This is a genomic window from Trueperella pyogenes, from assembly GCF_001070855.1.
GTDB classification, from domain to species: domain Bacteria; phylum Actinomycetota; class Actinomycetes; order Actinomycetales; family Actinomycetaceae; genus Pauljensenia; species Pauljensenia pyogenes_A.
In genome coordinates, this window is the sequence record NZ_JVLH01000008.1 from 74,739 (window position 1) to 100,461 (window position 25,723).

Sequence of the window (25,723 nt, forward strand, 5' to 3'; positions counted from 1 at the left end):
GGTAGGGGTAAGACCCCAATTCTTCAAGACAATTCGCGGGCGTGTCGCTTCTCTAACTTAAGAAGTGACAGGATGCACGGGCGAGGACACATCATAGTTCCGTGCCTGACGCTGTGAAATCAAAACAGCCGCGACTTTTGCCTTGAGCTCATTGTCCTTCGCTACTCCCCAATTGAGCGTTCGAGAATTCGTCAAGGTCATAGAGATTGTTTGACCATCGTGAGTGATCATCGCGATATTCGAGCGCAGATCATCCCCCATCGCTGTCCAAATCGCCGCGACATCAGCTGCAGCTTGCGCGCGTTGATCACCGTCGGGAAGGGTCGTTGGAGCCATTCCCTCGGGAGCTGTTGAGGCAGAAGAAACCGTTACTCCCTGATCGTCGACCAAAGCCCAAGAAGAACCGTCTTTCACCGCCAGAATCGCTTGCCTCGGACGGACCTGAACGGTTAATCCACGCGGCCAGGAACGCTGGACATTAGCTTCACGAACTAAACGCACCTTCGCGATTTGCTCGTCGATCACAGAAGTCTTTAGACGTGGAAGCGGAACAGAGGCATAAGGCTCGATCGCGGCACGCACATCGTTTTGAGTAGTCGTATCATCACCGAGTCCCTCGATCGACACCTTAGACATATCGAGAGCAAAAAGCGGCGAGAAGAAAACTCCCCACACCAAAGCACACACGACAATGACAGCGCCACAGGCGGAGGCGACTCGCGTAAGGAGAAGACGCCGATGCGCATGCGTGCGTTCACGACGCCTCTCGTTCAAATCAGCTGTTGCGCTCTCATCACTAGAACCCAAAATCGCAGCCGCATCCGATTGCCCCAATGGGCGGTTGAGCAGTTCTCCGCTACTGGGTGACTGTGCGCTTGCCTCGCGCCTCGCGCGACGCAACTCGCGATTTCGTTTCCTACGCGCAGCGCGTTCTGTCTCTTTTTTCTCCTCGGCCGACGAGGCCTGAGCTAAAGAGAGCGCAGGGCGATCCGAAATCGAGGCCTCGGGAGACGAAGCGACGGTATCGGAAAAGGAACCTTCCTCGAACGCTTCCTCAGGCGCGGCAAAGTCCTGCGAGGATGCAGAAGAAACCTCTGGCGCAGAAGAGCCCTCGGGCGCAGAAGAAAAACGGGAACGACGGGGACGCGGAGGCTGCTTCACTGGCCGCTCCCCTGCTCCTCGTGCTCCCACTCATCCAGAACATCGCTACCGGCCTGCGTAATTGAGCCAGCACCCATTGTGACTAAGATTCCGTTCTCGCCGAGCTCGCGGGCAGCCATACGTGCGGCCTCATGCATATCTGGAATGTAGTGCGCTCGAGACAGATGCGAAGTAATGAGCTGCGAAGTCACGCCGGGCACCGGATCCTCACGCGCGCCGTAAATATCGCAGACGTAGACATGATCCGCGTGCGAAAGCGCCTGGGCGAAGCGCTCGGCGAAAGCCTGAGTACGCGAATACAGGTGCGGTTGGAAAACCACGCTTACTTCCCCGTCGCCGACTGCAGTTCGGGCCTGCTGCAGTGCTGCAGCGACCTCGGTGGGATGATGCGCGTAGTCATCAAACAGACGACGAGTGCCAGCCTGCCCCTTGAACTCGAAGCGCCGAGAAGTTCCAGCAAACGCAGCAAGAGAGTGAGCCATAGTCTGCGCATCGGTTCCCAAGCGAACTCCCGCAATCCACGCCGCACAGGCATTGAGAAGATTGTGAATTCCGGGAACTGTCAGATGAATCTCGGCCTTCACATCACCCCAAGCCAGGAGCGCCGATGCGGTATGGCCATCAGTATGAGCATCTTCGATAATGACGTCTGCGACTCCACCCAGGTCTGTGCTCTCATGACCGGAGCGCGCGTAGGTCACAGTATCGATGCCCTGAGTTCGAGCATATCGGGCCAAACGGGCACTTCCACCGTCTTCTCCGCAGCACACCAAGGTTCCACCCTTGCGCAGACAGCCAACGAAATCAACGAAAACCTGCTCAAAAGCCTCGCGCGAACCATAGCGATCTAAGTGATCAGGTTCGACATTGGTGACAATCTCGATCCACGGAGTGTAGTTGAGGAAGGAGCCATCGGATTCATCGGCTTCGGCAACGAAAACATCTCCGCTGCCCAAGTAAGCACCCGAACCCAGCTGAGGAATCACCGCACCGACCGCAATCGACGGATCCTCGCCGGCTTCACGCAGGGCCATCGAGAGCATCGCGGAAGTCGTCGTCTTCCCGTGCGCTCCCGCAACTGCCACAAAACGCATACCGCTTGCAGCCAGGGCCAGAGCCTGGGAACGGTGAATAACGCTTTGTCCACGTCGACGGGCCTCGGCTAGCTCCGGGTTACTCTCACGCACTGCGGTGGACACAACAACTACCGCGTCAGCAGGAACATGGGCAGCATCATGACCGACAAAAACTTCAATCCCTGCATGACGAAGGTGGTCAAGAATGGGAGATTCCTTCTGATCAGAACCCGAAACCTCAAGACCGCGATCCTTGAGAAGTTCAGCAACCACTGACATTCCAGCGCCGCCGATACCAATGAGATGGAAGCGATGGGAAATACTCACTTCTGGTCCTTCTTCTGAAGAGTCGATTCAATAAGGTCAGCAAGTTGTTGAGCACCATCGGGGCGTGCAAGCGCGCGGGATGCGATGGCCATTTCAGAAAGTTTTTCGCTTCCGGGCAATGGGAAGATCGTGCCTCGGACGTAATCGGCAGTCAGCTCGTGGTCAGCAACAAGAAGTGCGCCACCCTGCGCAACATGATCCGCAGCATTCAACTTCTGCTCTCCATTACCAATGGGCAGTGGAACATACACGCAGGGCAGTCCGAGTGCGGTCATTTCGGCAACCGTGCCCGCACCCGAGCGACACACGACCAAATCAGCAACGGCAAGCGCATCTTCCATTGTTGAGAGGTAGTCAATGACATGCCAACGATCAGCAACCCCTGCTGCTTTCACCGCATCGCGAACCTCTTGGTCCTTCCCCTTGCCAGTGAGGTGAACGACCTGGACCCCTTGGGGCAGCTCAGCAGCGACTTTCACCATCGCACGGTTCACATTGAGAGCCCCCAAGGAGCCACCGGTAATGAGTAGAGTCTGCATATTGGGGTCGACCCCCAACTTCGAGGCCGCAGTGCGTCGCGCAGATTCACGTCCTTCTTCGGTGGTACGAGCGGCGGCAAGAGCCTGGATAGCAGGACGCAGAGGAAGACCCGTCACCACAGTTACTCCGTGCTTCGCTTTCAGAGGAGTCGAGGGGAAAGTCAATCCCAAGGCCGATGCCCAGCGCACACCAACGCGGTTGGCAAGTCCAGGACGCGCGTTTTGCTCATGGATGATGATCGGAAGGTTCATCTTTCGTGCAGCAAGGTAGGCGGGGGTAGAAACATATCCGCCAAAACCAACGAGCGCATCTGCTCCATTCAGGGCTGAACGGCACTGAGCGATCGCACGCTTCATGCGTCCCGGAAGAGAGAAAAACTGTAGAGAAGGTTTACGGGGCAGCGGAACACGCTCAATTGTCAGCAACTCGACACCCGCAGCAGGAACCAGCGTTGTTTCCAGCCCTTGAGAGGTTCCAAGAGCAACGACATCATAACCGCGCGAACGAAGTTCCAGTGCAGTAGACAACAAGGGGTTCACGTGCCCAGCGGTGCCGCCACCTGCAAGAACAATTTTCTTTGTCATCGTGTTCCTTCCGTAGATCCACCGCTAGCCTTTCCTGCGCGGCGGCGACGACGCGAAAGTCGCGGATCGCGCGAGGATCCCGCCGAAAATTTCAGTCCCATAGTCATACCCGCGTTCTCACGCGCGCAAGCAGCAACCAATGCAATAGCCGAAATCGTGAAGAGGTAGGACGAACCGCCATACGACACCAGCGGCAGAGGCACACCAATAACCGGACCAAGCCCAGTTACAGAGGCGATATTAATAATCGCCTGAATGCCGATCCAAGCAGCTACGCCACCGCTGACAATTGTTGCGAAAAACGAGTGAGTTGAGTGGATGAGCCGTACCATCCCCCAAATCATCAAACAGATGCACGCAACAATGGTCAGCGTCCCCAAAAGGCCGAATTCTTCGCCGATAATTGCCAAGATGAAGTCGGTATGCGCGGCTTGGAGATAATTCCACTTTTCTCGCGATGCACCAGGGCCGAGGCCCGTAAGCCCACCCGAGCCAAGCGCCCACAGCGCGTGGTCAATCTGTTCGGGGGCCGAAAGGTTACGCGCGGGACGATTCCACGGAAGAACTGCAAGAATTCGCTTCATGCGCGTTGGGTTTTGAAAAACCAAGAAGATAGCGACGGGAATTACGGAAAGACCAATAATTGCAAACCACTTGCGCGGAAGACGCGCGACCCAGATCGCACCAAATGCACCAGCAGCCATGACCATTGCGGTGCCCATGTCCTTACCGAGCATGACGTCGACAAGAGCACCAAGAATTGGGAGTCCTACCGTGACTGCCATCTGTCGCCAGTCAGTTCGACGAGCCCCTTCCCGCGACAGTGAGCGTCCCAAGGCAACGATCAACGCTAGTTTGAGAAACTCCGAAGGCTGGAATGTTCCAAGTCCAGGAAGCGACACCCAGTTAGTGTTTCCGCCCTGGGATGCCGCCAGTGGCGTCATGACGAGTACCTGGAAAAACAGGGCTGCAAGATAAATGGCCGGTGCCAGGCGGTACCACACTGCTGTGGGGATTCTTTGGATAAAAATCGCCGCAAGCAGGAAGGAAACACCAATAATGAGCAGCTGACGCAAGAATGCCGCGTAGGGACTGCCACCACTGGCGATAGTTGTAACCGCAGAAGCTGAAAACCCCATCACCAAACCAAAAACGGTCAAAATGAGCGCGGGGATAACGATCAGATAGTAGGTTGCGACAGGCGAATACACCCGATCCCCACGTTCTTTCGACGCAAATTCGAAACGCGGGATATGCAGGCGCTCCAGTAGGGAGCTCATTGCGCCGCCCAATTCGCTTCAAGACGTTTAACCGCATCGCGGAAAACATCCCCGCGTTGCGCATAGGAACGGAACTGATCCCAAGATGCGCACGCCGGCGCGAGCACAACAGTATCTCCCGGGCGGGACAGAGCCACGGCCTCGTTAACGACAGAGAACATCCAGTCCTCGTGTCCATCGACTTCAACGAAGGGAATTTGAGGTGCACGCTGACGCATCGCGTTCACAATCGCACTGCGATCCTTGCCAATGACAACAACGCCTCGTAGAAGCGGAGCAACACGAGCAACCAGGTCGCCAAACTCTTGGCCCTTCGTATCTCCTCCCGCGATCCAAACCGCAGTGCCGGGAGTAATTCCAGACAGCGAAGCCACGGCTGCATGGGCATTTGTCGCCTTTGAGTCATCAATCCAGGTGACATCAGCTGCATGTGAAATTACTGCACGTCGGTGATGAGCGGGGGTAAAGCTTCGAAGACCTTGTGCAACTGCTTCTGGCGGAACACCAAAGGCGCGCGCAAGACCGGCTGCAGCGGTTGCATCCATACGCGCAGCATCCGTAACACCGTCATGGTAGGCAACACGAAGGTCATCGACTTCAGCTAAGAATTGGGCCTGTATATGGCGTTTCTCAACAAAGGCACGCTCAACGAGCGCGTCTTCAACCCAACCAACCTGAGAGATTGAGGGGATCCCCAAAGTCAATCCAATTGCTCGGGCTCCCTCGACGACATCGGCCTCGGCGACCATGTTCTCCACGGTGATATCGGAGGCGGGATAGAAACAGGCTTTTTGTGTCAGGTGATAAACCTTCGCTTTATCTGCTGCATAGGCCTGTGCACTGCCATGCCAATCAAGATGATCGGCGTCGACATTCAAACACACAGAAGCCAATGGAGAAACAGTCGAAACGGTATGTAGCTGGAAGGATGAGAGCTCGACAGCGAAAACCGTTGCATCGGTATCAATGGCTTCACAAATAGGAAGGCCGATATTGCCAACTTCGACGGCGTTCTCACCTGCTGCTCGCAGCATCGCTCCCAGCATTCCAACCGTCGTCGTCTTGCCGTTAGTTCCAGTGACGCAAAGCCAGGGTCGGCCTGCGTGCTCGGAATCTTCTTGAAGACGCCAAGCCAGTTCGACCTCGCCAATCAGTTCAATACCAGCATTTTTTGCCGCCGAAAAAATGGGATGATGAGCGGGGATTCCCGGAGAGACAACAATGCAATCCGGCTTCCAATCGATGACCGCCTGAGCGAGCGCATCAGAATCAGCCTCGCTGACAAACTCGACATTCGCGTTGTTTTCAGACTGGTCATCCTCGCGGGCTCTTCCGTCAAAGGCGCATAGCTGCGCACCGCGTTTTACAAGTGCGTGTGCTGATGCCTTCCCGGATACTCCCCAACCGAGGATTGCGAAGCGGCCCTGCCAATTCACAGTTGTGACACCCATTCCGCGTAGAAGAGACCGGCTCCCATCACTGCGAAAAGCGCTGCGATGAGCCAGAAGCGAATGACAATGGTGATTTCTTTCCAGCCCTTGAGCTCAAAGTGGTGGTGCAAAGGAGCCATTCTGAAAACACGCTTGTGCGTGAGTTTGAAGACGCCGATCTGGATGACATCCGAAAGAGTCGTGATGACGTAGAGTCCGCCAATCAAAATTGCAAGGAACTCAGTGTCGGTCAGGATTGAAACACCGGCGACTGCCGCACCGATGGCCTGCGAGCCGGTGTCGCCCATAAAGATCTGGGCGGGCGAGGCATTCCACCATAGGAAACCTGCCAAGGCGCCAACCAAAGAGGAGCAGAAAATTGCGATGGAAAGAGGATCCCGGGTGTCGTAGCACGCGGCAACATTGACCGTGTCCCCCCAGCAGGACTGAAGCAGCTGGAAGTACGAAATGAAGGTGTAGGAGACGAAAACAAAAATACCTGCGCCGGCGGCCAAGCCATCCAAGCCATCGGTCAAATTCACTGCGTTGGACCAGGCGGCAACGATGAAGTTCACCCACAAGACAATGAGGATGACGGCCGCGACAATCCCCCACTGGGTGAAGGTCAATCCGAGGGGGCGAGCAAGAGAAATATCAAAAATACCCGGAGTACGACCGTGAACATTCGGAATCGTCAAAATACCCCACGTGAACAGCGAGGCAATAGCAACTTGACCAACAATCTTTGCCCATGCGTGCAGACCAAGCGAACGCTGATGCATGATTTTTAGTGCATCATCAAGCAGTCCGATGAACCCGATTCCCACGAAAAGGAATACCAAAAGGATTCCCGACCACGAGGGAAGCCCGCCGTTAATCAGGGTTCCGATAAACCATGCAACGACAGTGGCAAAAATGATGACAACGCCGCCCATTGTTGGGGTGCCGCGCTTCGTCATATGCGACGTCGGGCCATCTTGACGAATGAACTGTCCGTAATGGTTGTGCACCAAGTAGCGGATGAACAGTGGGGTGAGCGAAATGGAAAGGACTAGACCAACTGCAAAGGCAATAATGAGTCCAATCATAAAGTGCCCTCCTCCACTAGGTGATCGGCGACCTTCCAGGCACCGGAGCCATTCGAGCCCTTGATGAACACAACAGAATTATCTTCCAGTATGCCGTCTAATGCACTAAGTACCTCGTCAACATTCCGCAGGTGACGGTGAGTGTGGTCCTCGCCTCGCTCAGTGAAGTAGTACTGCGAGTCCTCCCCCAACGCAAGAACGCAATGAGCACCCGCTTGATCGAAGAAGCGCGCAACCTGTTCATGGGTACTTTGCGAGGCTTCACCAAGTTCAAGCATTCCGCCGGCAACAACGATTAGCTGTCGGCCCGCCGCCAAATCTCCAGCGGCTTTACATCCCGCGCGGAAAGAATCAAGGTTTGCATTGTACGAATCATCGATGAGAGTCACCTTCTTACCCTTGAGGGTAAGTTCATGGATACTCATTCGATGTGGACTGGCTGGCCTGCGGCCCTCAACAGCGGCGCAGGCTTGATCAAGATCAATTCCAAGCGTCCATGCTCCGGTAATTGCAGCAAGTGCGTTGGCAACATGGTGAATACCAACAAGTCCCAGGTGCACAGGGATCACTCGCCCATCGAGGTGGAGTTCGAAAGAGGCTTTCCCCTGTTCATCCAGGGAAATTGCGTGGGCGCTGCTATCTGCCTGGCGATTTCCCGAGGCCGAGAAGGTGACCACTCGCCCGGGTGCGTAAGCAGCCATCTCCATGACGTGCGGGTCGTCAAAGTTCAAGATTGAGCTTCCCGATGGCACGAGGCCTTGAATCAACTCAGCCTTGGCATCGCGTACCCCTTCAACAGAGCCGAAGCCCCCGAGGTGTGCATGTCCAACCATCAGTTCAATTCCGGCGTCAGGTGGAGCAATCCGCGTCAGATATGCGATATGCCCAGGTCCAGAGGCCCCCATTTCCAGAACAAGGTGGCGCGTGGATTCATCGGCACGCAGAACCGTCAAAGGAAGCCCGACCTCATTATTAAAAGACAGCTGAGGAGCAACTGTCGGAGCATCGGCGCTCATGATCGCTGCAAGAAGGTCTTTGGTCGTTGTTTTTCCGACCGAACCGGTCATTGCAATCACATCCAGCTTCTGGTGTGAACGCAAATCTGAAAGGTAGGCTCGAGCCAATTCACCCAGCGCGATGGTCGAATCCTCGACAACAATCTGCGTCAAAGGCGAGTCACACAGGTGTTCAACGATTGCCGCCACCGCACCATTTTGCGCAGCCGCGTCTAGATAATCGTGGCCATCGCTATTTTCTCCACGCCGAGCAACGAAGAGAGAGCCTTGACGAATTTCGCGTGAATCCGTGTCAACTGTCCCGGTGACCTCGACGTCGTTTCCGTGGAGCTGTGCGCCCAATGCCTGAGCGATCCAGCGACTGGACCTATGCATTCTTCTCCTTAGGGTCTACCCAACGGTCTGGACACTAGCCTACTAGGGTGTCGTGGGATACAGCTGGGCACTTTCTGTAGACGCGGGGATCCCGAGGTTGCGAACAGCCTCGGTCGTGACTTCACTCCACAGCGGTGCGGCCGCATCAGAGGACAAACCAGCAACACGCGGGTTGTACAGGACAACCGAAATAGCCAAGCGCGGTGATTCCGCTGGAACCAGACCAGCAGTGTTCGAAACGACCGCATCCGCGCCATTGACTTTAATATCTGCAGTACCCGTCTTGACTGCCACGCGGTAGCCTTCAACCTTTGCGAGTTGACCGGTACCCTGCTTATCCATAACAACAGATTCCATCATGGTGATGAGTTCTTTTGAACGATCCGCGGACATCACTTGCTTCGGCTGAGGAGCCGTAGCTTTCTCGGCGCGCCCCTGCGAATCGACCGTTGAGTCGATAATTCGAGGCGCGATCATCACACCACGGTTTCCGATTGCCTGAATGAGTTGATTCTGTTGGACGGCGGTAACAGCGTAGGACTGCCCGAACATCATCGTGTAGCGATCTCGGCCTTGAATATTGTCGAAATCTCGCATGATGCCCTGAGACTCGCCCGCCAACTCGATTCCAGTGGGCTGGTTAAGACCCATCTTCGTCATGAAGTCGTAGCGATCACGATCGCCCACCTGCTCGCCAATCTCAATCGTTCCAACGTTCGAGGATTCCGCAACGATACCGGTCGACGTCAAAGTCTCAGTTCCGTGCTCGTGGTAATCCTTGATCGGACCGCCGGCATCGGGAGGGTTAATGCTATACGGGACGCTGTATTGACTCGTTGGCGTAGTCGTTCCCTTTTCCAGGGCCGAGGCCACAGTTAGCAGCTTGCCCACCGAACCCGGTTCGTAGGGAGCCTGCACCCCCATGACAGATTGAGGTTTTGCGGCATCCGGCGTCGTGGACCCCGAATCGGCAAGAACAAGAATACGTCCCGTCGACACATCAGAAATGACGACGACTCCCCAGTCCGCATTGTGCTTACGAACACGAGCATCCAAAGCATCTTGAACCAAGTGTTGAAGATCTGCATGGAGGGTCGTACGGACCGATCCTCCGTCTTGAGGCTCCTTTGTGACCTTCTTTCCACCGGGCATCACCGCGCCGTTGGGAGAGATCTCATAGGCCTCTTCTCCAGAGGTTCCCTGCAAGAAATTATTGAAATAGGCCTCCAAGCCAGAGACACCGTCTCCTTCGGCATTGACGGCGCCCACGATCGGACCGGCTGTATTGCCATTGGGATAGGTTCGATCAAAGACCGCTTCCCATTCAATACCGGTGATGTCGAGCTTGCGGATTTCACGATAGGTGACCGCATCGACATTCTTTTTCAGATAGACGTAGGTCGAATCCCCAAGCATCATGCCGCCCAGTTCCGCTTGGCTGATACGAAGGAGAGGCGAGAGCTGTTTTGCGGCCTCGGCAGGACCACGGCCGACAACATTGCCGTTGTCATCTTTATGCTCGTAGGTCGTAATTGCCTTCTGATTTACCGCAATGTGGTAGGCCTGAACCGAATCGGCCAGAACAACACCGTTAACGTCAAGAATTTCTCCACGTTTTGCGCCAATTTCACTGACGGCTGTACGTACTCGTTCCCCCTCGGAGGCAAGGGTCGAGCTTTGGAATACCTGAATAACGATGAGCTGGATGACGCAGAACGCAAATCCCAAGAACAGAAGCCCGGACATCCAATTCGCACGATGAGGCGAAGTGTCAGGCGCCTTGAAAATGCGTTGCAACCTGCTCATCGCGCGGCTACACCACCCTCAACTTGGCCATCGGCCAAACGGATTGTTCCCAGTTTTCCTGCGTGCACCATTCCCTGTGCCTTCGCCGCTTTCTCGAGCTCGACGGGAGAAGCCTTCTCCTGAAGCTGCGTCTGCAGGGTCCACGATTGCGCCTCCAACTCATTGAGCTGGATCTGGTATTCGCGAATCTGGTAGGAGGTCTGGGCCATGTGCGTGTTGATCAGCATCGGCACAACAATGGCGATAGCAATCATCACCAGAGCAACAAAGGTCATAGGGATGACCGAGCGGCGAGGCTGGTTAGCCTTCACCACTGTGAGCAGTGGGCGTACATCTTCACGTACGTATGCCGGACGAGAGGTCGCGCGTGCGCGCGCGGTGGCTCCGCTCATGGTCGTTCCTTCCAGGGGCGTATCATCTGTGCGCCGCGCAGCCGCACGGAAGCGGAGCGCGGATTATGGGATTTTTCTGTGTCATCAGCCAGCTGTGCGCCACGTGTCAGTAGACGCAAGCGAGCTTGAAGTTCTTCAGGGATCATGGGCACACCAGCAGGGGCCTGATCCGTGGCGCCGCGACGGAAGATGTCCTTCACCAGACGATCTTCAAGGGACTGATATGACTCGATGACGATTCGACCGCCAACGCGCAGGTGTGCAAGAGCGGCGGGAAGCGCGGCCTCGAGAATGGTCAGTTCGTCGTTGACCGCAATACGCAGCGCTTGGAAGCTGCGCTTTGCGGGGTTCCCCCCCGTACGGCGTGCCGGCGCGGGAATACAATCGCGAACGATCTGAGCCAGCTGCGAAGTGCGCGTTAGAGGCTCGCTCTCTCGAGTGGCGACGATACGTCCAGCGATCTTCGAGGCGAACTTTTCTTCCCCGTAAACGCGAAGAATCCGCGTAATTTCCTCTTTCGAGGCCGAGGCCAAGAGCTGTGCTGCACTGATGCCCGTCTGGGGGTTCATTCGCATATCAAGCGGGGCATCATGCGAGTAAGAGAAGCCTCGCTCTTCTTGGTCCAACTGGAGGGAAGAGACGCCCAGATCCATGAGGATGCCATCGACCATTCCAGAGGGGGCGTGCGCAGCAACCTCATCCATCTTGTCGTAAGTGGTGTGGAAGGCACGGAAACGCGGGCCAAAAGCTTCAAGGCGCTTCGATGCGAGGGCGATCGCCGAAGGATCTCGATCGATACCGAAAACGGTGAGCTGGGGGAAACGTGTCAGTGCCGCTTCCGTGTGCCCACCCATTCCGAGAGTCGCATCGATGAGAACAGCTCCAGGAGCCTCAATTGCAGGCGCAAGCATGTCCAAGCACTCATTGAGGAGAACAGGAACATGCAGCTGCGCGGGATCGCGGTCGACAGACACTTCTGCCCTCCTTCTGTGTGATGGGTGCCCGTCCATCCAGGTCCCCCACCGTGCTCTGCCATCGGGGAAGTGACGTCAGAACAACGGGAGGAGACCTGGAAGGGCGGACTAGAACATTCCTGGGATAATTTCGTTTTCTGTTTGCGAGAAGACGTCTTCCTGGACGGACAGGTAGTCATTCCATGCCTGTGAATTCCAGATCTCTGCGCGCGAACCCGCACCAATGACGGTGAGCTCACGATCAAGACCGGCGTATTTGCGCAGATCCGGCGGAAGAGTAATTCTTCCCTGTTTGTCCGGAACCTCCTTATACGCACCCGAGAGCAACACGCGGATATAGTCGCGTGCCTGTTTGGAGGACAGTGGAGCCCGGCGAAGCTCAACCGTCATCTGCTCAAACTCTTGGGCAGGAAAGGCATAGATGCAGTGCTCTTGCCCTCGAGTGAGGACAATCCCACCTTCCATATCCTCTCGGAATCGGGCAGGGAGGATCACTCGTCCCTTGTCGTCGAGCTTTGGCTCGTAGGTACCAAGGAACATCATTCACCACCTTCCCCTATGTGACATCTTCCCCCACTTTACTCCACAAATTGTCAATTTGGTGCGATTTCGACACATGTCTCATATATTTCTAGCAATAAATCTGCTAGATTCCAACGAAAATTTGAGGTGGAGGAAAGTGGGGGAAATTTTCAGTGTTTCTCGTTAGAAATCTCAGAAATAGCGATTTTCTGCAGAAAATGAGTCTCCACGAGCACCGATGGTGGAAAGTGGAGACTCATTGGAAAACAGGAATGAAGGTTTAGCCCCTGCCTTCGGGAGGGATAAAAAAATTCCTGGTGACGATGTCACCAGGAATCGAAGCATTAAGAATTAGCGATCGTCCGAACGCCGATCCCACTGTTCTTGTTGGCGCTCCATAAAGGAGCTTCGCTTTTTACCCGAACTCGAGGAACTTCCCTTCGCAGTGAGCGCATACCAAGCGCCACCGACCATCAAGAGGAAACCTGCTACGCCGACAATCAGAGAGACCACCGAATAACCAAGAGACACAGCGGCAATCAAGACCAGAAGACCAGCAACGATCATCAGTGCGCCAGCAGCGACTTTACGCGGCGACAAACGAGCAGGCTGCTGCTCCACATTGGCATTCGGACGTGAATGATCATTGAAGGAGGCAGGCTGAGAACCAAACTGCGCCTCCATCTCTTCGAGAACTTGCTTCTCATAATCCGAAAGTGCCATAACCCCATCCTACTTGTTTTCTTCAAGCAGTGATGCAAGCGATATCGCGCCTGCACCATATTTTCCCCGGATTTTATCCATAGCGCGTTCGGCCGCTTGAGGGCGTTCATCCTGATCAAGGGCAACTTCGAATCCCTCATCTCGCGCAATTAAGCCTTCAGCGCGAACGCCAAATAGTCTCACTCCCCCACTTGGAAGAGTTTCCCGTTCAAACAGCTGGTGAGCAGCAACAGCGATTTCTCGACCTAGATCCGTGGGAACTCTCAGGCGTTGCTGACGTGTAATGGTCGAAAAATCCGCCCCGCGCATTTTGATTGCAACCTGCTTACAGAGCCAATTTCCCGCACGTAACCTCCTCGCACATTCGTGAGAGGCCTTCGTAATGAACTGATCGAGAAGTGCCCGATCGCGAATATCGGTTTCGAAAGTACGCTCCATCCCCACCGATTTTTCTTCACGCGAGACAGTCACCGGCCTCGGGTCAATCCCCCATGCCAAATCATGAAGACTGTGAGCCGCAGCAGCACCGAGCAATCGTGATAGCCGAGGCAGTGGGTGCGCCGCCAATTGTCCGATTGTTTCGATTCCTTCACGCTCAAGTACCTGCGCGCTCTTGGCACCAACACCCCAAAGCGCTCCCACGGGAAGGCCATGAAGGAACTCAATCGTGGCCTGGGCAGGAACTAAAAGCACACCATCTGGCTTCGCATTCGAGGAAGCAATTTTTGCCACCGATTTTGTCGAAGCGATGCCAACGGAAGCAGGAAGGCCGATTTCCTCTCGAATCTGGCGTCGAATCTCGCCGGCAATATGCATGGGCTTGCCGAAACGCAAGCGCGAACCGCGAACGTCAACGAAGGCCTCGTCAACGCTCACCTGCTCAACGATCGGGCTGAAGCGACCAATAACTGACATGACACGCTTCGAATACTCACGGTAGAGCTCAAAATGCCCGGGAACGAATACGGCGGTGGGGCACAGCGCACGCGCTCGCGCGGTTGGCATTCCTGCACGCACACCCAAAGCACGAGCCTCGTAGGTCGCAGAGGTCACGACACCACGATTGCTACTCCCGCCGACGATCACGGCTTTGCCTAGCAACGATGGGTCTTCACGAATCTCCACCTGCGCGAAGAAGGAATCCATATCGATGTGCAAAATGTTCGTCTGGGAATCGTCATCGCCCCAATAGCGTTTTCCACGGCGGTCGCGCGGAGCATTCGACATCGTATCCTCCTTCCCACGTACAGTAGCCCTATGACTACTCTAGACTCCCCGTCAATCGAGATCCGCTGGGACGGCCCGCGAGCGACCCTTCTCATTAACGGGGCGGAGTCATCGTGTATCGATACTTCTGATCCCAGTTACCTAGATTTCGAATACATGCAGCATGCGACCTGCGCACTGCAAGCAACTTACGCAGCCAATGACCCCATTCGCGTATTACATCTGGGTGGCGCGGCGTGTGCGCTCCCCTGGGCCTGGTCTATTCTCTTCCCCACCTCACGCCACACCGTTGTTGAGATTGACCAAACTATTGCGCAATTTGCTCGAGATCACTTTGATTTACCGCGTTCTCCAATTCTAAAAATCCGTATTGGCGAAGCACGTCAAGTCATCGATTCCCTGCGAGATTCTTCCTTCGATGTCATTGTCCGCGATGCTTTTGCCGGAGAATCTGTCCCCCCACAATTGAGGACCAGCGAGTTCGCAGCTCAGTGCCAAAGGGTCCTCCGCAACGACGGGATCCTCCTTGAAAACAGCGCGCACGGCGGTGGCGACAATGCGCGTCTGGATTTAGCTGGGATGAGTGAATCCTTCGCAGATGTACAAGCACTGTGCGATCCCAAAGTTGGTCGCGGAGCTCGCCGCGGAAACATCGTCTTCCTTGCGCAAACTACTCCCGGCCGCACCGATGAGGTTGAGCTTGACCGCCTCTTGCGCAAGCTTCCCCTTCCCGCCCGCCCACTTCGTGGGAAGGAACTAAGTAAGTGGCGTGCTGGGATCCGTCCTCTCACCGACGAGGCCGTCGGCTGGGCAGAAAGCGCGCTCTAGTCCTGCGGCTTGGTGTCGTCCTCAGAATCAGCCTCGACTTCAGCCGGCGACTGGGTCGTCTGCTCCTCAGCGGTACCTGATTCCCCAGAGACCTCTACTGAGGTTGCATCACCGCGGTGACGAGGAGCATGAGGAACGGTGCTGCCTTCGCCTTTCTTTTCACGCTGCGCGATGCGCTCAAGTGCCTGAGCTAATAGCTCCTCGGTTGAGGGTGCCTCAGCGGGAGTCTCCGCCAGCTCTTCAGTAACGTCTACGCCAGCAGCACCATCGGTCACCGAGGCAAGGTAGGCCTCGATCGCGTCGGTAATGCCGCTCGCATCGCTCTCTTTATCTTGAGGATTTGGGACATTAAAAGCTGAGGGAACAGCATTGAGGGGAATTCCCAAGCCATCTCCCGAGAAAGAGTCGTAGTGCTCTTCCAATGCACGAACGGTGTGCTGAACCTCCGGGTTGGCATCGACAAGGGCTGCGAAGGTATCCAAATCCTCTGCTGCTCCCTGCTCCAGATCACCAACGGGTAGGGAAAGGCCCGAGAACTCAGTAAGCTTACGCAAAATCGCTGAGGAGGCTGCAGGATAGGCCGACTCTGACATGTAGTAAGGAACGATCGCCAAGAGAGTCATCCCATCGATCCCCGCTTGTTTCAGCTTCCACTGTAGGAAGGACACAATCGACCCGGGGAATTGCATGGTCGCAGCCATATGCGGCTGCGCAGGAACAAGGGAGGCATCGGTCGTGTGGACATGAACCGGAGTTGGGCGCGTATGCGGTACACCCGAAGGAACGCCGGTCATCCCAAATACGACCTCGACGCCGGCATCGCTGACGATCTTGCGAACACGCTCAGCGAACTCTTCCCAGCGATAGTCCGGTTCAGGACCGTGGAGCAAAAGGAAAGATTCTCCCCGATCATCACGCAGAAGATCCAACGAAATCTTCGGAAGCTCAACCTCCTGCGTCACCCAGTTTTTCACCGTGATCACTGGTCGATGTGACCGATAATTAATGAAGTCTTCTGCTTCAAAGTCAGCAATATGCGTGGTTGGAAGAGCGCGCAACATCTGTTCAGCGGCCATGCGACCGGATGCTCCCGCATCCATCGCGCCATCGAAGTAGATGACCAGAATTCGCGCGCGAATCGGGGGAGCTTGGTGATTGTCCCCATGAGTCTGGGTTTCGGTCATGTTCCCCTCCTTCGGTTTCCAAGCGTCTCAACTGGTATCACTCATTCTAAAGCTACATTGTTGAGCCGCCCTAGGCGCGGCTAATCCCACATTTGCGCCATCGGCTTAGAGAGTGAAAATCACTGGAAATTAGGGCAAAATAGAACGCCAGACTTTTTCTACCGGAAGGTCCCAATGTCTGACTCCGCTCGCGCTACTACCCCAGTAGCTGAAGAACAAGAATTCGTTGACCGCGCGTACTCGCGATTGGATCAACTGCGTTCTCAATACCGCGAGCAGCGTCAGAAGATCGATGCTAATCACGGGGTCGGTAATGCTCAGGGATGGACTGAGCGCGATGCTCTGGCCACTCACTTTGCCGAATTGTCTTCCCGATTGGATAACGTCGAAGAGCGCTTAGTATTCGGGCGCCTCGACATGAAGGACCACGCGACCCACTACATCGGTCGAATCTCTCTTCTCGATGAGCATTCCTCTCCGCTTCTTGTCGACTGGCGAGCTCCAATTTCTGCCCCCTTCTATCAAGCGACAGCCCAAGAGCCTCTGGGAGTCGTTCGCCGCCGACATATTGCGACTCGCGCGCGTTCAGTCACATCGGTTGAAGATGAACTTCTTGATGTCGATCAGGCACAGCATCAAGGACTTACCCTTCAAGGCGAAGGCGCTTTGATGTCCGCACTCTCTTCGGCACGTAGTGGCCGAATGGGAGATATTGTTGCAACGATCCAGGGCGAACAGGACCGGGTGATCCGTGCCAGCGATCGAGGAATCCTTGTGGTTCAAGGTGGCCCCGGCACAGGCAAGACTGCCGTTGCTCTACACCGAGCCGCCTATCTTCTCTACACGCAGCGCGAGAGACTCGAGCGTTCGGGAGTACTTATCATTGGCCCCTCTCGTACCTTCCTGCGCTATATCGAGCAGGTTCTTCCATCCCTCGGCGAATCCGGTGTCGTACAGATGACCATCGGTGACATCGTCCCCGGCTTAAGCGCGCAAGACGATGATCCCGTCGATATCGCTGCAATTAAGGGACGCGCGGCGTTTAGCCGTATTCTGCGCGAAGCAGTTCGTCTAATCCCGCGTCTTCCTGATCGTGATCAAGTTCTTCAAGTCTGGAATCGCCGCGTTACTTTGCGAATCAAAGATGTGCAGGAAGCTCTTTCGCGAGCGCGCCGTAGCGGCCGTCCACACAATGTTGCCCGAGAGTCTTTCGCGATGGGCCTTATGGAGCTACTTGCTGGACGCCTGATCGTGGAAGCTGGGGATGCATCCAGCACGGCAGATATCGATCCTGATGATTTGAGGACCTGGATGTCTGAGATCCGCGACTCGGTCGATGCCCGTCGGGCAATTAACTTGGCGTGGATGCCCACACAGGCACCTGCCTTCCTTCGCAAGCTGTGGTCGCGCCCTGATCTCTTGGCCCAAGCGAACCGTAAGGCAGGCACTCCCCTGTCGGTCGAAGACTTGAGCCTCTTGTACCGCGCTCAAGATGAGCCGCTCACCATTTCAGATATTCCGCTGATCGACGAACTCGAAGAGCTCTTGGGGACGCTTGATCTCGCTTCAGCCCAGAAGCGCCGAGCCGAAGAACAGCGAGAAAAAGAGGAACGGGAGCGCGCGAACGAGGCCTTGAAGGCAACGGGCCTGGGCGGCGGAATTGTCACCGCAGATATGCTGATGCGCCAGACTCAGGAGGCACCCTCGCTCCGGCCGCTGGCTGAACGCGCACGGGCAGATCGTTCATGGACCTATGGGCACATTGTCATTGACGAGGCCCAAGATCTTTCACCTATGGCGTGGCGTTGTCTTTTGCGACGTTGCCCAAGTCGCTCAATGACGGTTGTTGGCGATCTCGACCAAAAACGAGGCCACCGACGCCCAAATTCATGGAAGCAAGCTCTTGGCCCAGCGGCTCGCGCCTTCAACGAAGAGTTCGTTCTTTCAATTTCATATAGGACTCCTCGGGCGCTAACCCGAATCGCGCAGGCCGTTATGGCACAGCACGGCACTCCGGTTCTCTACCCCATGGAAGCTGTTCGGGATGTTCCCGACTGTTACCAGGTTTCACATACACACAAAGACACACTCAAGGAATGCGTCTCTCAAGTCGTCTCCACATTGGAGGAACGCCTTGACCGCGAAGAGGGCGAAGGAAAGGGACGTATTTGCGTTATCGTTCCTGATGATCAAGCGCAGCTGTGGCATGCGGATGAATCGGGGGCAAGCGCTTTGGACCAGCGAGTGAGTTATCTGACTGCAGCTGGATCTAAGGGTTTGGAATTTGATTCCGTCGTTGTTGTCGAACCAGGTGAGATTCTTGAGCAAGGAAGCGGCGACCTTTTCGTTGCTCTCACCCGCGCAACTCACGATCTGCATGCCGTTACAACTACGCAGCTGCCACGCGGCATGGAAGAGTGGGACGCCTAAAGGCGATATCTAAGCTCTTTTAGAGCCGCGTCTGCGAAAATTTTCTTGGAAAAGGCAGGCCGGCTATTTCCTCAGCTGCAGCCCTGACCTATTTGTTTTTCGCAGCCTGCGTAGCCTTTTTTGTCTGAGAGCGTTCGCGCAGTGAATCAATCGCATCTGCAAAGTCGTCTAGCGAATTAAACGCGTGATAGACAGAGGCAAAACGTAGGTATGCGATCTCATCAAGATCCTGAAGGAAGGGCAAAATCGCTTTCCCAACCTCATCGCTGGATACAGAAGAAACGCCGGAGGTACGAAGATGCTCTTCAACCTGTTGGGCCAAAAGCGCCAGCTCATCATCGGAAACAGGACGCCCTTGGCACGCTTTCCTTACCCCAGCAACAACCTTATTTCGCGAAAATGGCTCAATGACACCAGAGCGCTTAACAACCTGGAAAGAAGACGTTTCCAATGTTGTGAAACGTTTCTTACATGAGGTGCATTCCCTACGCCGGCGAATCGAGGCGCCATCATCCGCAATACGTGTATCAACCACACGCGAATCAGGGTTATGACAGAAAGGGCAGTGCACCCTCTAAAACTACGGTTGATCGATCAGATTCGCAACTAAGACACCACGGCGACAGGGAGAATAAAACGCAGGTCAACGAGTCGGGACACGCACTTCCTGACCAACTTGCAATGCGCCCTGAACATCATTGAGCTCTTCGATGTCGTTGACAACATCTTTCAGTGGACGAGTGGTCGAGACTCCCTGAGCCAAACTCCACACGCTATCCCCGCTTGCCACAGAAACCACACGGGTCGGACCGTCGTAAGGCTGGGTTTGCAAAGCAAGACCCGCACCAACTGCAATTCCCGTAGCGGCAATAAACGCTACAGCACCGCTCAGCAAGCGCCGAAGTCCCAGAGACGAACGCGTAGCAACGACCGGGCGACGACGCATCGAAGGATCATCATTGCGAAGGAGCTCACGGCGACGTCGAGCCGATGGTGCCTGACGAATGTCATAAACAGAGGCCAGGGATTCCTCGGAGACGAGTTGAAGGTGCGGGCGACGAGCCCTCTCTTGAGACGCTGCAACAGTCATTGTGCTCACGATGTTTCCCTTTCAGTCGTACAGATGTTCGTCGAACACTTGTACGATAGCAATTCTTTCGGGAGATGTCGAGCCACTTTCGAACATATGTTTGATTTACTCAATTTCTCCCGTATTCTTAACACTGTGAGTGGAACATTGAGCACGCTCACTTCCGTCCAGTTTTTAGTTCCGAAGGGATAATCGTGAGCAGCGACACAGAATTGACAGGTCGGCAAATCGAAATTTTGCGCCTGATCAACACCGAGGTGCGCCGACGCGGCTTCCCTCCTTCGGTACGCGAAATCGCACAAATCGTCGGCCTTTCTTCACCTTCGACGGTAAAGCACCACCTCGACACGCTCGAACGCCTTGGCTACCTTCAAAAGGTTCCCGGGCTCCCCCGAGCACTCGAAGTATCTGAATCTGGAAGAACTCTTCTCGGAGAAAAGGACACAAAAGCCTCGTCGCCCCAAGAGATTGTGACGGTCGAAATTCCAACCGGCCACGTAGATGAGGACGCCTCAGCGATTCCCTTGGTCGGGCGAATCGCTGCTGGCGCGCCGATCACCGCCGAACAGGCAATTGAAGACATCTTCCAACTGCCGACACGATTGACCGGTCATGGTGAGCTCTTCATGCTTGAAGTCCACGGCGACTCCATGGTGGACGCCGGCATCCTCGACGGTGATTTCGTTGTCATCCGCAGCCAATCCACTGCGATCAACGGCGAATTCGTTGCTGCAATGATTGACGGAGAGGCAACGGTTAAAGAATTTTCCAGAACTTCTGACCACGTCTGGCTCCTCCCCCACAATCAGGACTATGCGCCTATCCCAGGTGATAACGCCACAATCATGGGCAGGGTCGTCACTGTCATTCGTTCACTGTAGTAAACGACAGTTCCTGAGATTTAATGGGTGTGGCCACGACGCAATGCGTCGTGGCCACACCCATTAAATCAATGCCTCAAATTTAGAAACCCAAATCTCGGGCGACTTGACGAAGGCGAGTTGCCGATTCGGTCAATCCATCGCGCTCGGCAAGAGTGAGCGGCGGGTTCAGCACGCGGCCCGCGCCATCGCGACCAACCAGGGTCGGTGCCGCCATGCAGACATCCGAAATGCCTTCCCAGTCTTCAAGAAGCGTCGAGACAGTCAGTACACGCTGCTCATCACGCAGAACCGCACGTGCAATGTTCGATCCAGCCAAGCCGATTGCGTAGTTTGTTGCCCCCTTGCCTTCAATGATCTTGTAGGCAGAGTTCACAACGTCCTTTGCGATTTCTTCGCGAAGCTCCGTATCAAAGAGTCGGCCTGAAAGCGTCGGTCCCCAGTGGCGCAGAGGAACATTACCAATCTCAGCGGAAGACCACAGGGCAACTTCAGAATCTCCGTGCTCACCGGCGACATATGCGTGAATGTTCTGAGTGGCAACACCTGTTTCGCGAGAAACCAGGTAGCGCAAACGAGAAGTGTCCAAAACCGTACCCGAACCGAAGACCTGATTACGCGGAAGCCCTGTAATCTTCAGCGCCGCATAGGTCACGACATCGACGGGGTTCGTGATGAACATAAAGCGAGCCTCGGGGGCAACATTCAACAGATTAGGGAGGATCTTACGCATGAGGTCAACGGTGGAACCGGCAAGTTCCAGTCGCGACTGACCGGGCTTTTGCTTGGCACCGGCAGTGACGATGACCAGGTCTGCTCCACGAACGATCTCAACATCGTCCGAGCCCTCAATGGAGCCAGAAGGAGTGAACTGAATGCCATGCGCCATATCCAAGGCTTCGGCTTCCACCTTCGGCTTGTTGATATCGTGCAAGACGATGTCACGCGCATCTCCGCGCATCAAACAGGCGTAGGCAACGGCAGTACCAACAGCACCTGCGCCAATAATCGCAATCTTTGAAGGACGACCAGACGAGCTGGGATACAGGCTTTGAGAGTGGGTGGGCATGAAGCAACCTCCTAAACAAATGAACAGCTCTATTCTCTCAGATCACTCTTCATCCTGATAGGCCAAAATCCCCTAATCGAACGAAGTGTGCTGCTTCAGTCTTCATGCAGCTCAGTATTGAGTCTTTCCAAAGCACCCGTCACAACATCAAGGTCGCAGGTACGCCAAAACTCAGGCATCGACTGAATAATAAAACGCCCGTAGCTGCGGGAGTGAAGCCGCGAATCAAGAACGGCAACAACGCCTCGGTCATTATGGGATCGCAGAAGACGTCCGGCCCCCTGCGCCATCATGAGCGCTGCCCTAGTTACGCTCACTTGGAAAAAGCCCTTACCTCCCTGCCGATCAGCATCCTCGGTCAAGGCCTTGATGATCGGATTTTTTGGATGAGGGAACGGAATTTTATCGATGACGACCAAGCGACATGAGTCCCCGACGACATCGACGCCCTGCCACAGCGACATCGTCCCAACCAAAACGGAATCGCGATTAGACCGGAAGCGTTTGATCAAGGCTGGTAGAGAGTCTTCTCCTTGGAGTAGAACATCGGAGACGCCCTCATCTCGAAGCTTTTGCGCGCCCTGTCGCGCCGCCGCCCACGAGGCATAAAGAACAAGAGCTCCACCGCCACTGGCCTTGACCAAAGAGACCATCTGCTCCATCGCTGCTGGACTAGGTTGCCCATTACTCGGTGCTGGAAGTCCTGCTGCGATGTACAAGATCCCCTGGCGAGAGGCGTCAAATGGCGATCCGACATCCACTCCCCTCCATGGCAGTGGAGCCAAATTCAACCCCGTGCTATACGCAAGCGAATCAAAACTCCCACCCAGACTCAATGTTGCAGAAGTCAGAATTGCCGGCCGCTGACCAAAGGCGTTGTCAGCCAGAGAAGGCGCAACTTGCAAGGGCGCGATCATCAAGGATGACAGGCCTCGGTCTTCATCGCGCTCAACCCAGGTCACGCTCTTCTCAGCGTCACGCCCCCACGCTTGCAGTACCTCATCAAGTTCATCGCTGAAGGCTCGCACCAGAACTTTCGTCGCGGCCTCAAGTTGAAGAGTGGAAATCTGCGTATCAAGGTCACGTTTAGCCGTGTCCAAGGCGGACATGACTGGTTTGAGGCTTGTCCGGTCAGTCATTAATCCGACTTGGAAGCTTTGAAGGACACCATCAAGCTGCGCTGCGACATGATCAAGCGCATCAGTGTCCACAGAAGCCAGACTTCGAAGTCTGCGTGAAATCCGCGTCATAGACTTCAAGGACACTGCAACCGATGCCTGTTCACGCACTCGTTCAGCAAGCTCATGAGCCTCGTCAACCGCGAGCGCACCAATCTGCCCGAACAGATCGCTATCGCTCAAAGCACTGATCCCCAACAACGAATGGTTGGTGACGACAACATCCGCTTCTTGCGCGGTTTCACGGGCCGCCTGGGGAAAACAGCCATCAAACATCGGACACTGCTTGCCCAGGCATTCCACACGTGACACTGAAACTTGCGACCATGCTCGATCGCTTACTCCGGGATCAAGTTCATCTCGATCCCCCGTTTCCGTCTGCGAGGCCCAGCGGCGTAGACGCACGATCTCCGTGCCCAACTCGCTGGCCGGCGCGGCCTCGTCATCATCATCGCGCTGGTTTGGAACATCAAAAAGGGTTCCCTCCAGGGGGTATCCGCCGCCAAGTCGGAAGGTGCACAGATAGTTATTCCACCCTTTGAGGAGTGCGACCCGAGGCCTGCGTCCGTGAACATCTTCGATTGCTTGAGCTGCAACCGGAGCATCTTTGGTGAGGATTTGGTGCTGGAGGTTCAGTGTCGCGGTAGAGACAAGGACTCTTTCATCTCGACTGACCGCAAAATCCATAAGAGGAATCAAGTAGCCAAGAGATTTACCCGTACCGGTTCCCGCCTGAACAAGAAGGTGCTCAGGAGCTTCAAGGGCACTACAGATTTCCTCGAGCATCGTCTCTTGTCCGCTGCGCACCTGACCGCCCATCTCGTGAACAGCCGCGCTCAGCGCTTGCTTCGCCGTCGTAAGGCTCATTCGTAGTCCTCAGCAGGGGCCGCCATGTCTGGCTCGGACATACCTTGAGAACCAACACTTGGAGCTTCTGCCTGCAATGGAAGAGCAACTGCTCGCACAGCCGCAGCTAATGCTCCGTCTACGCGAGCACGAATGCGCTCTCCCTCGCCAAGGTACTCTTCCAGAAGAACTTCACCTTCTTCGTGGATACGATGGATGAGCGCTCCGTAAATATAGGGAACGACGCAGTCGATGACCTCGCGAGGACGCGGGAGCATTGATGCGATGACAGTTTGAAGTTCAGAAATTCCTTCGCCTGTCACGGCACTAACAAGCACAGCACGTTCACTCAGAGAACGGACAAATGCGCGTTGTTCGTCACTGGCAAGATCAGCCTTATTGAAGACGATGAGCTCGGGAATATCGCGCGCTCCTTCAATAGTATCCAGAACCGAATGAACAGCCTGGATCTGGCCAATTGGATCGGGGTGCGCAGCATCGACAACGTGAAGGATCACATCGGCCTCGCCGACTTCTTCCAAGGTCGAACGGAAGGCCTCAACAAGCTGGGTAGGAAGGCGCGACACAAAGCCAACGGTGTCTGAAAGCGTATAGGCACGCCCATCCTCTGTTTGCGTACGACGGACCGTCGGGTCAAGGGTTGCAAAGAGAGCGTCTTCAACCAAGACATCCGCGCCCGTCAGGGCATTAAGAAGCGTGGATTTTCCAGCATTCGTGTACCCCGCGATGGCAACAGAAGGAATGGTTGAACGCGAGCGATTCGCGCGCTGCGCTTGGCGTGCCGGCTCCATTCGACGAATCTGCTCACGCAGTTTTGCCATGCGGTTTCGAATACGGCGTCGGTCCAGCTCAATCTTCGTTTCACCCGGGCCTCGCGAACCTATACCTTCACCCGAAGCGACGCGGCCGCCAGCCTGACGCGACATCGAATCGCCCCACCCACGAAGACGCGGAAGGAGGTATTCCAACTGTGCCAATTCGACTTGAGCTTTACCTTCTCGCGATTTGGCGTGCTGAGCGAAGATGTCCAAAATCAACGCGGTTCGATCAACAACCTTAATCTTGACAACGTCTTCCAAGCCGCGTCTTTGGGAAGGGGCAAGGTCACCATCAACAATGATTGTGTCTGCACCATCAGCAGCAACAAGCTCAGCCAATTCACGTGCTTTACCAGACCCCAAATAGGTTGCGGGATCGGGATGCGAACGTTTCTGGATGACACCGTCGAGGACTTGAGAACCAGCTGTTTCAGCAAGAGCTGCCAGCTCACGCAAAGAGTTCTCTGCTTCTTCTTCAGTTCCAGTGGTACGCAGCCCTACAAGCACGACCTTTTCAAGTCGGACCTGCCGGTACTCGACTTCAGAAATTTCTTCAATGTCGTTCGAGAGTCCTTGGATACGACGGGTCCCCGCACGCGCCTCTCGTTCAAGTTCACCTGCCTGCGCGTGATGATCTTGCCCTTGAGTTGATTCCAGGGCGGTTCCTGTGCGCGCAAGGATACGCGCGACAACACCTTTTGCCCGCTCAGTGGAATCTTCGGTCATTCAGTATCTCCAAGATGGTGAAAGTTCGTGTGGGATCCGCTTCTTATTTTCCCATGTTTGGCCTATCTATGGGCGCGCCTGTGGAGAAAAAGAAGAGAGTTTCTCGTCGGGCGTAGTACTTCTCAAGTACC

22 protein-coding genes are annotated in these 25,723 nt (G+C 55.3%); 3 read left to right on the top strand and 19 right to left on the bottom strand.

What is annotated here, in order from left to right:
• Positions 1–57: 57 nt before the first annotated feature.
• The 13 genes from ADG72_RS03165 to dinB all read right to left on the bottom strand — a co-directional run bounded on the left by ADG72_RS03165 (position 58) and on the right by dinB (position 14,521).
• On the bottom strand, positions 58–1,161 hold the full coding sequence (locus ADG72_RS03165) for a cell division protein FtsQ/DivIB (protein ID WP_048712176.1): 1,104 nt from the start codon (positions 1,159–1,161) through the stop codon (positions 58–60).
• Positions 1,158–2,564: a UDP-N-acetylmuramate--L-alanine ligase gene (gene murC, locus ADG72_RS03170; RefSeq protein WP_080978644.1), complete on the bottom strand. Its 1,407-nt coding sequence runs from the start codon at positions 2,562–2,564 to the stop codon at positions 1,158–1,160. Before murC ends, ADG72_RS03165 begins: the two co-directional genes overlap by 4 nt.
• Positions 2,561–3,688, bottom strand: a complete 1,128-nt coding sequence (murG, locus tag ADG72_RS03175; RefSeq protein WP_048712178.1) for an undecaprenyldiphospho-muramoylpentapeptide beta-N-acetylglucosaminyltransferase — start codon at positions 3,686–3,688, stop codon at positions 2,561–2,563. The genes murC and murG overlap by 4 nt, the downstream gene beginning before the upstream one ends.
• Positions 3,685–4,968: an FtsW/RodA/SpoVE family cell cycle protein gene (locus ADG72_RS03180; RefSeq protein ID WP_048712179.1), complete on the bottom strand. Its 1,284-nt coding sequence runs from the start codon at positions 4,966–4,968 to the stop codon at positions 3,685–3,687. The genes murG and ADG72_RS03180 overlap by 4 nt, the downstream gene beginning before the upstream one ends.
• Entirely contained in the window at positions 4,965–6,419 is a 1,455-nt protein-coding gene (gene murD, locus ADG72_RS03185; RefSeq protein WP_048712181.1) for a UDP-N-acetylmuramoyl-L-alanine--D-glutamate ligase, read from the bottom strand. Before murD ends, ADG72_RS03180 begins: the two co-directional genes overlap by 4 nt.
• A complete protein-coding gene (gene mraY, locus ADG72_RS03190) occupies positions 6,401–7,486 on the bottom strand; it encodes a phospho-N-acetylmuramoyl-pentapeptide-transferase (RefSeq protein WP_048712183.1) in 1,086 nt (361 codons plus the stop codon). Before mraY ends, murD begins: the two co-directional genes overlap by 19 nt.
• On the bottom strand, positions 7,483–8,877 hold the full coding sequence (locus ADG72_RS03195; protein WP_048712185.1) for a UDP-N-acetylmuramoyl-tripeptide--D-alanyl-D-alanine ligase: 1,395 nt from the start codon (positions 8,875–8,877) through the stop codon (positions 7,483–7,485). Before ADG72_RS03195 ends, mraY begins: the two co-directional genes overlap by 4 nt.
• A 42-nt stretch (positions 8,878–8,919) precedes the next feature.
• The gene (locus ADG72_RS03200) at positions 8,920–10,683 is read right to left on the bottom strand and encodes a peptidoglycan D,D-transpeptidase FtsI family protein (protein WP_048712186.1); all 1,764 of its coding nucleotides are present in this window, start codon (positions 10,681–10,683) and stop codon (positions 8,920–8,922) included.
• The gene (locus ADG72_RS03205; protein ID WP_009747962.1) at positions 10,680–11,075 is read right to left on the bottom strand and encodes a hypothetical protein; all 396 of its coding nucleotides are present in this window, start codon (positions 11,073–11,075) and stop codon (positions 10,680–10,682) included. Before ADG72_RS03205 ends, ADG72_RS03200 begins: the two co-directional genes overlap by 4 nt.
• Positions 11,072–12,085: a 16S rRNA (cytosine(1402)-N(4))-methyltransferase RsmH gene (rsmH, locus tag ADG72_RS03210; protein WP_048712188.1), complete on the bottom strand. Its 1,014-nt coding sequence runs from the start codon at positions 12,083–12,085 to the stop codon at positions 11,072–11,074. The genes ADG72_RS03205 and rsmH overlap by 4 nt, the downstream gene beginning before the upstream one ends.
• Positions 12,086–12,157: 72 nt before the next feature.
• The gene (gene mraZ / locus ADG72_RS03215) at positions 12,158–12,589 is read right to left on the bottom strand and encodes a division/cell wall cluster transcriptional repressor MraZ (RefSeq protein WP_019127157.1); all 432 of its coding nucleotides are present in this window, start codon (positions 12,587–12,589) and stop codon (positions 12,158–12,160) included.
• A gap of 333 nt (positions 12,590–12,922) precedes the next feature.
• Positions 12,923–13,294 (bottom strand): DUF3040 domain-containing protein, encoded by a 372-nt coding sequence (locus tag ADG72_RS03220; RefSeq protein ID WP_009407982.1) that lies wholly within the window; start codon positions 13,292–13,294, stop codon positions 12,923–12,925.
• Between the two features lie 9 nt (positions 13,295–13,303).
• Positions 13,304–14,521, bottom strand: a complete 1,218-nt coding sequence (gene dinB, locus ADG72_RS03225) for a DNA polymerase IV (protein WP_048712189.1) — start codon at positions 14,519–14,521, stop codon at positions 13,304–13,306.
• Between the two features lie 30 nt (positions 14,522–14,551).
• Between dinB and ADG72_RS03230 the strand changes: the two genes are divergently transcribed.
• A complete protein-coding gene (locus ADG72_RS03230) occupies positions 14,552–15,349 on the top strand; it encodes a spermidine synthase (protein ID WP_048712191.1) in 798 nt (265 codons plus the stop codon).
• Here the strand turns inward: ADG72_RS03230 and ADG72_RS03235 are convergent.
• Complete coding sequence (locus ADG72_RS03235) at positions 15,346–16,533, bottom strand: proteasome assembly chaperone family protein (RefSeq protein WP_048712193.1); 1,188 nt, start codon at positions 16,531–16,533, stop codon at positions 15,346–15,348. The genes ADG72_RS03230 and ADG72_RS03235 overlap by 4 nt on opposite strands.
• Positions 16,534–16,707: 174 nt before the next feature.
• Between ADG72_RS03235 and ADG72_RS03240 the strand changes: the two genes are divergently transcribed.
• A complete protein-coding gene (locus ADG72_RS03240) occupies positions 16,708–18,963 on the top strand; it encodes a HelD family protein (protein WP_048712195.1) in 2,256 nt (751 codons plus the stop codon).
• 88 nt (positions 18,964–19,051) lie between these two features.
• On the opposite strand, the gene nrdR is transcribed toward ADG72_RS03240, so the two are convergent.
• On the bottom strand, positions 19,052–19,534 hold the full coding sequence (nrdR, locus tag ADG72_RS03245; RefSeq protein WP_026066715.1) for a transcriptional regulator NrdR: 483 nt from the start codon (positions 19,532–19,534) through the stop codon (positions 19,052–19,054).
• 72 nt (positions 19,535–19,606) lie between these two features.
• Positions 19,607–20,053 (bottom strand): LysM peptidoglycan-binding domain-containing protein, encoded by a 447-nt coding sequence (locus ADG72_RS03250; RefSeq protein ID WP_048712270.1) that lies wholly within the window; start codon positions 20,051–20,053, stop codon positions 19,607–19,609.
• Between the two features lie 194 nt (positions 20,054–20,247).
• On the opposite strand from ADG72_RS03250, the gene lexA reads away from it, so the two are divergent.
• Positions 20,248–20,934: a transcriptional repressor LexA gene (gene lexA, locus ADG72_RS03255; RefSeq protein ID WP_048712197.1), complete on the top strand. Its 687-nt coding sequence runs from the start codon at positions 20,248–20,250 to the stop codon at positions 20,932–20,934.
• Between the two features lie 82 nt (positions 20,935–21,016).
• Here the strand turns inward: lexA and ADG72_RS03260 are convergent, their stop codons facing one another.
• The 3 genes from ADG72_RS03260 to hflX all read right to left on the bottom strand — a co-directional run bounded on the left by ADG72_RS03260 (position 21,017) and on the right by hflX (position 25,592).
• Positions 21,017–22,003, bottom strand: a complete 987-nt coding sequence (locus ADG72_RS03260) for an L-lactate dehydrogenase (protein ID WP_048712199.1) — start codon at positions 22,001–22,003, stop codon at positions 21,017–21,019.
• A 95-nt stretch (positions 22,004–22,098) separates the two neighbouring features.
• Positions 22,099–24,048: an ATP-dependent DNA helicase gene (locus ADG72_RS03265; protein WP_048712201.1), complete on the bottom strand. Its 1,950-nt coding sequence runs from the start codon at positions 24,046–24,048 to the stop codon at positions 22,099–22,101.
• A complete protein-coding gene (gene hflX / locus ADG72_RS03270; protein ID WP_048712202.1) occupies positions 24,045–25,592 on the bottom strand; it encodes a GTPase HflX in 1,548 nt (515 codons plus the stop codon). Before hflX ends, ADG72_RS03265 begins: the two co-directional genes overlap by 4 nt.
• Positions 25,593–25,723: the final 131 nt, after the last annotated feature.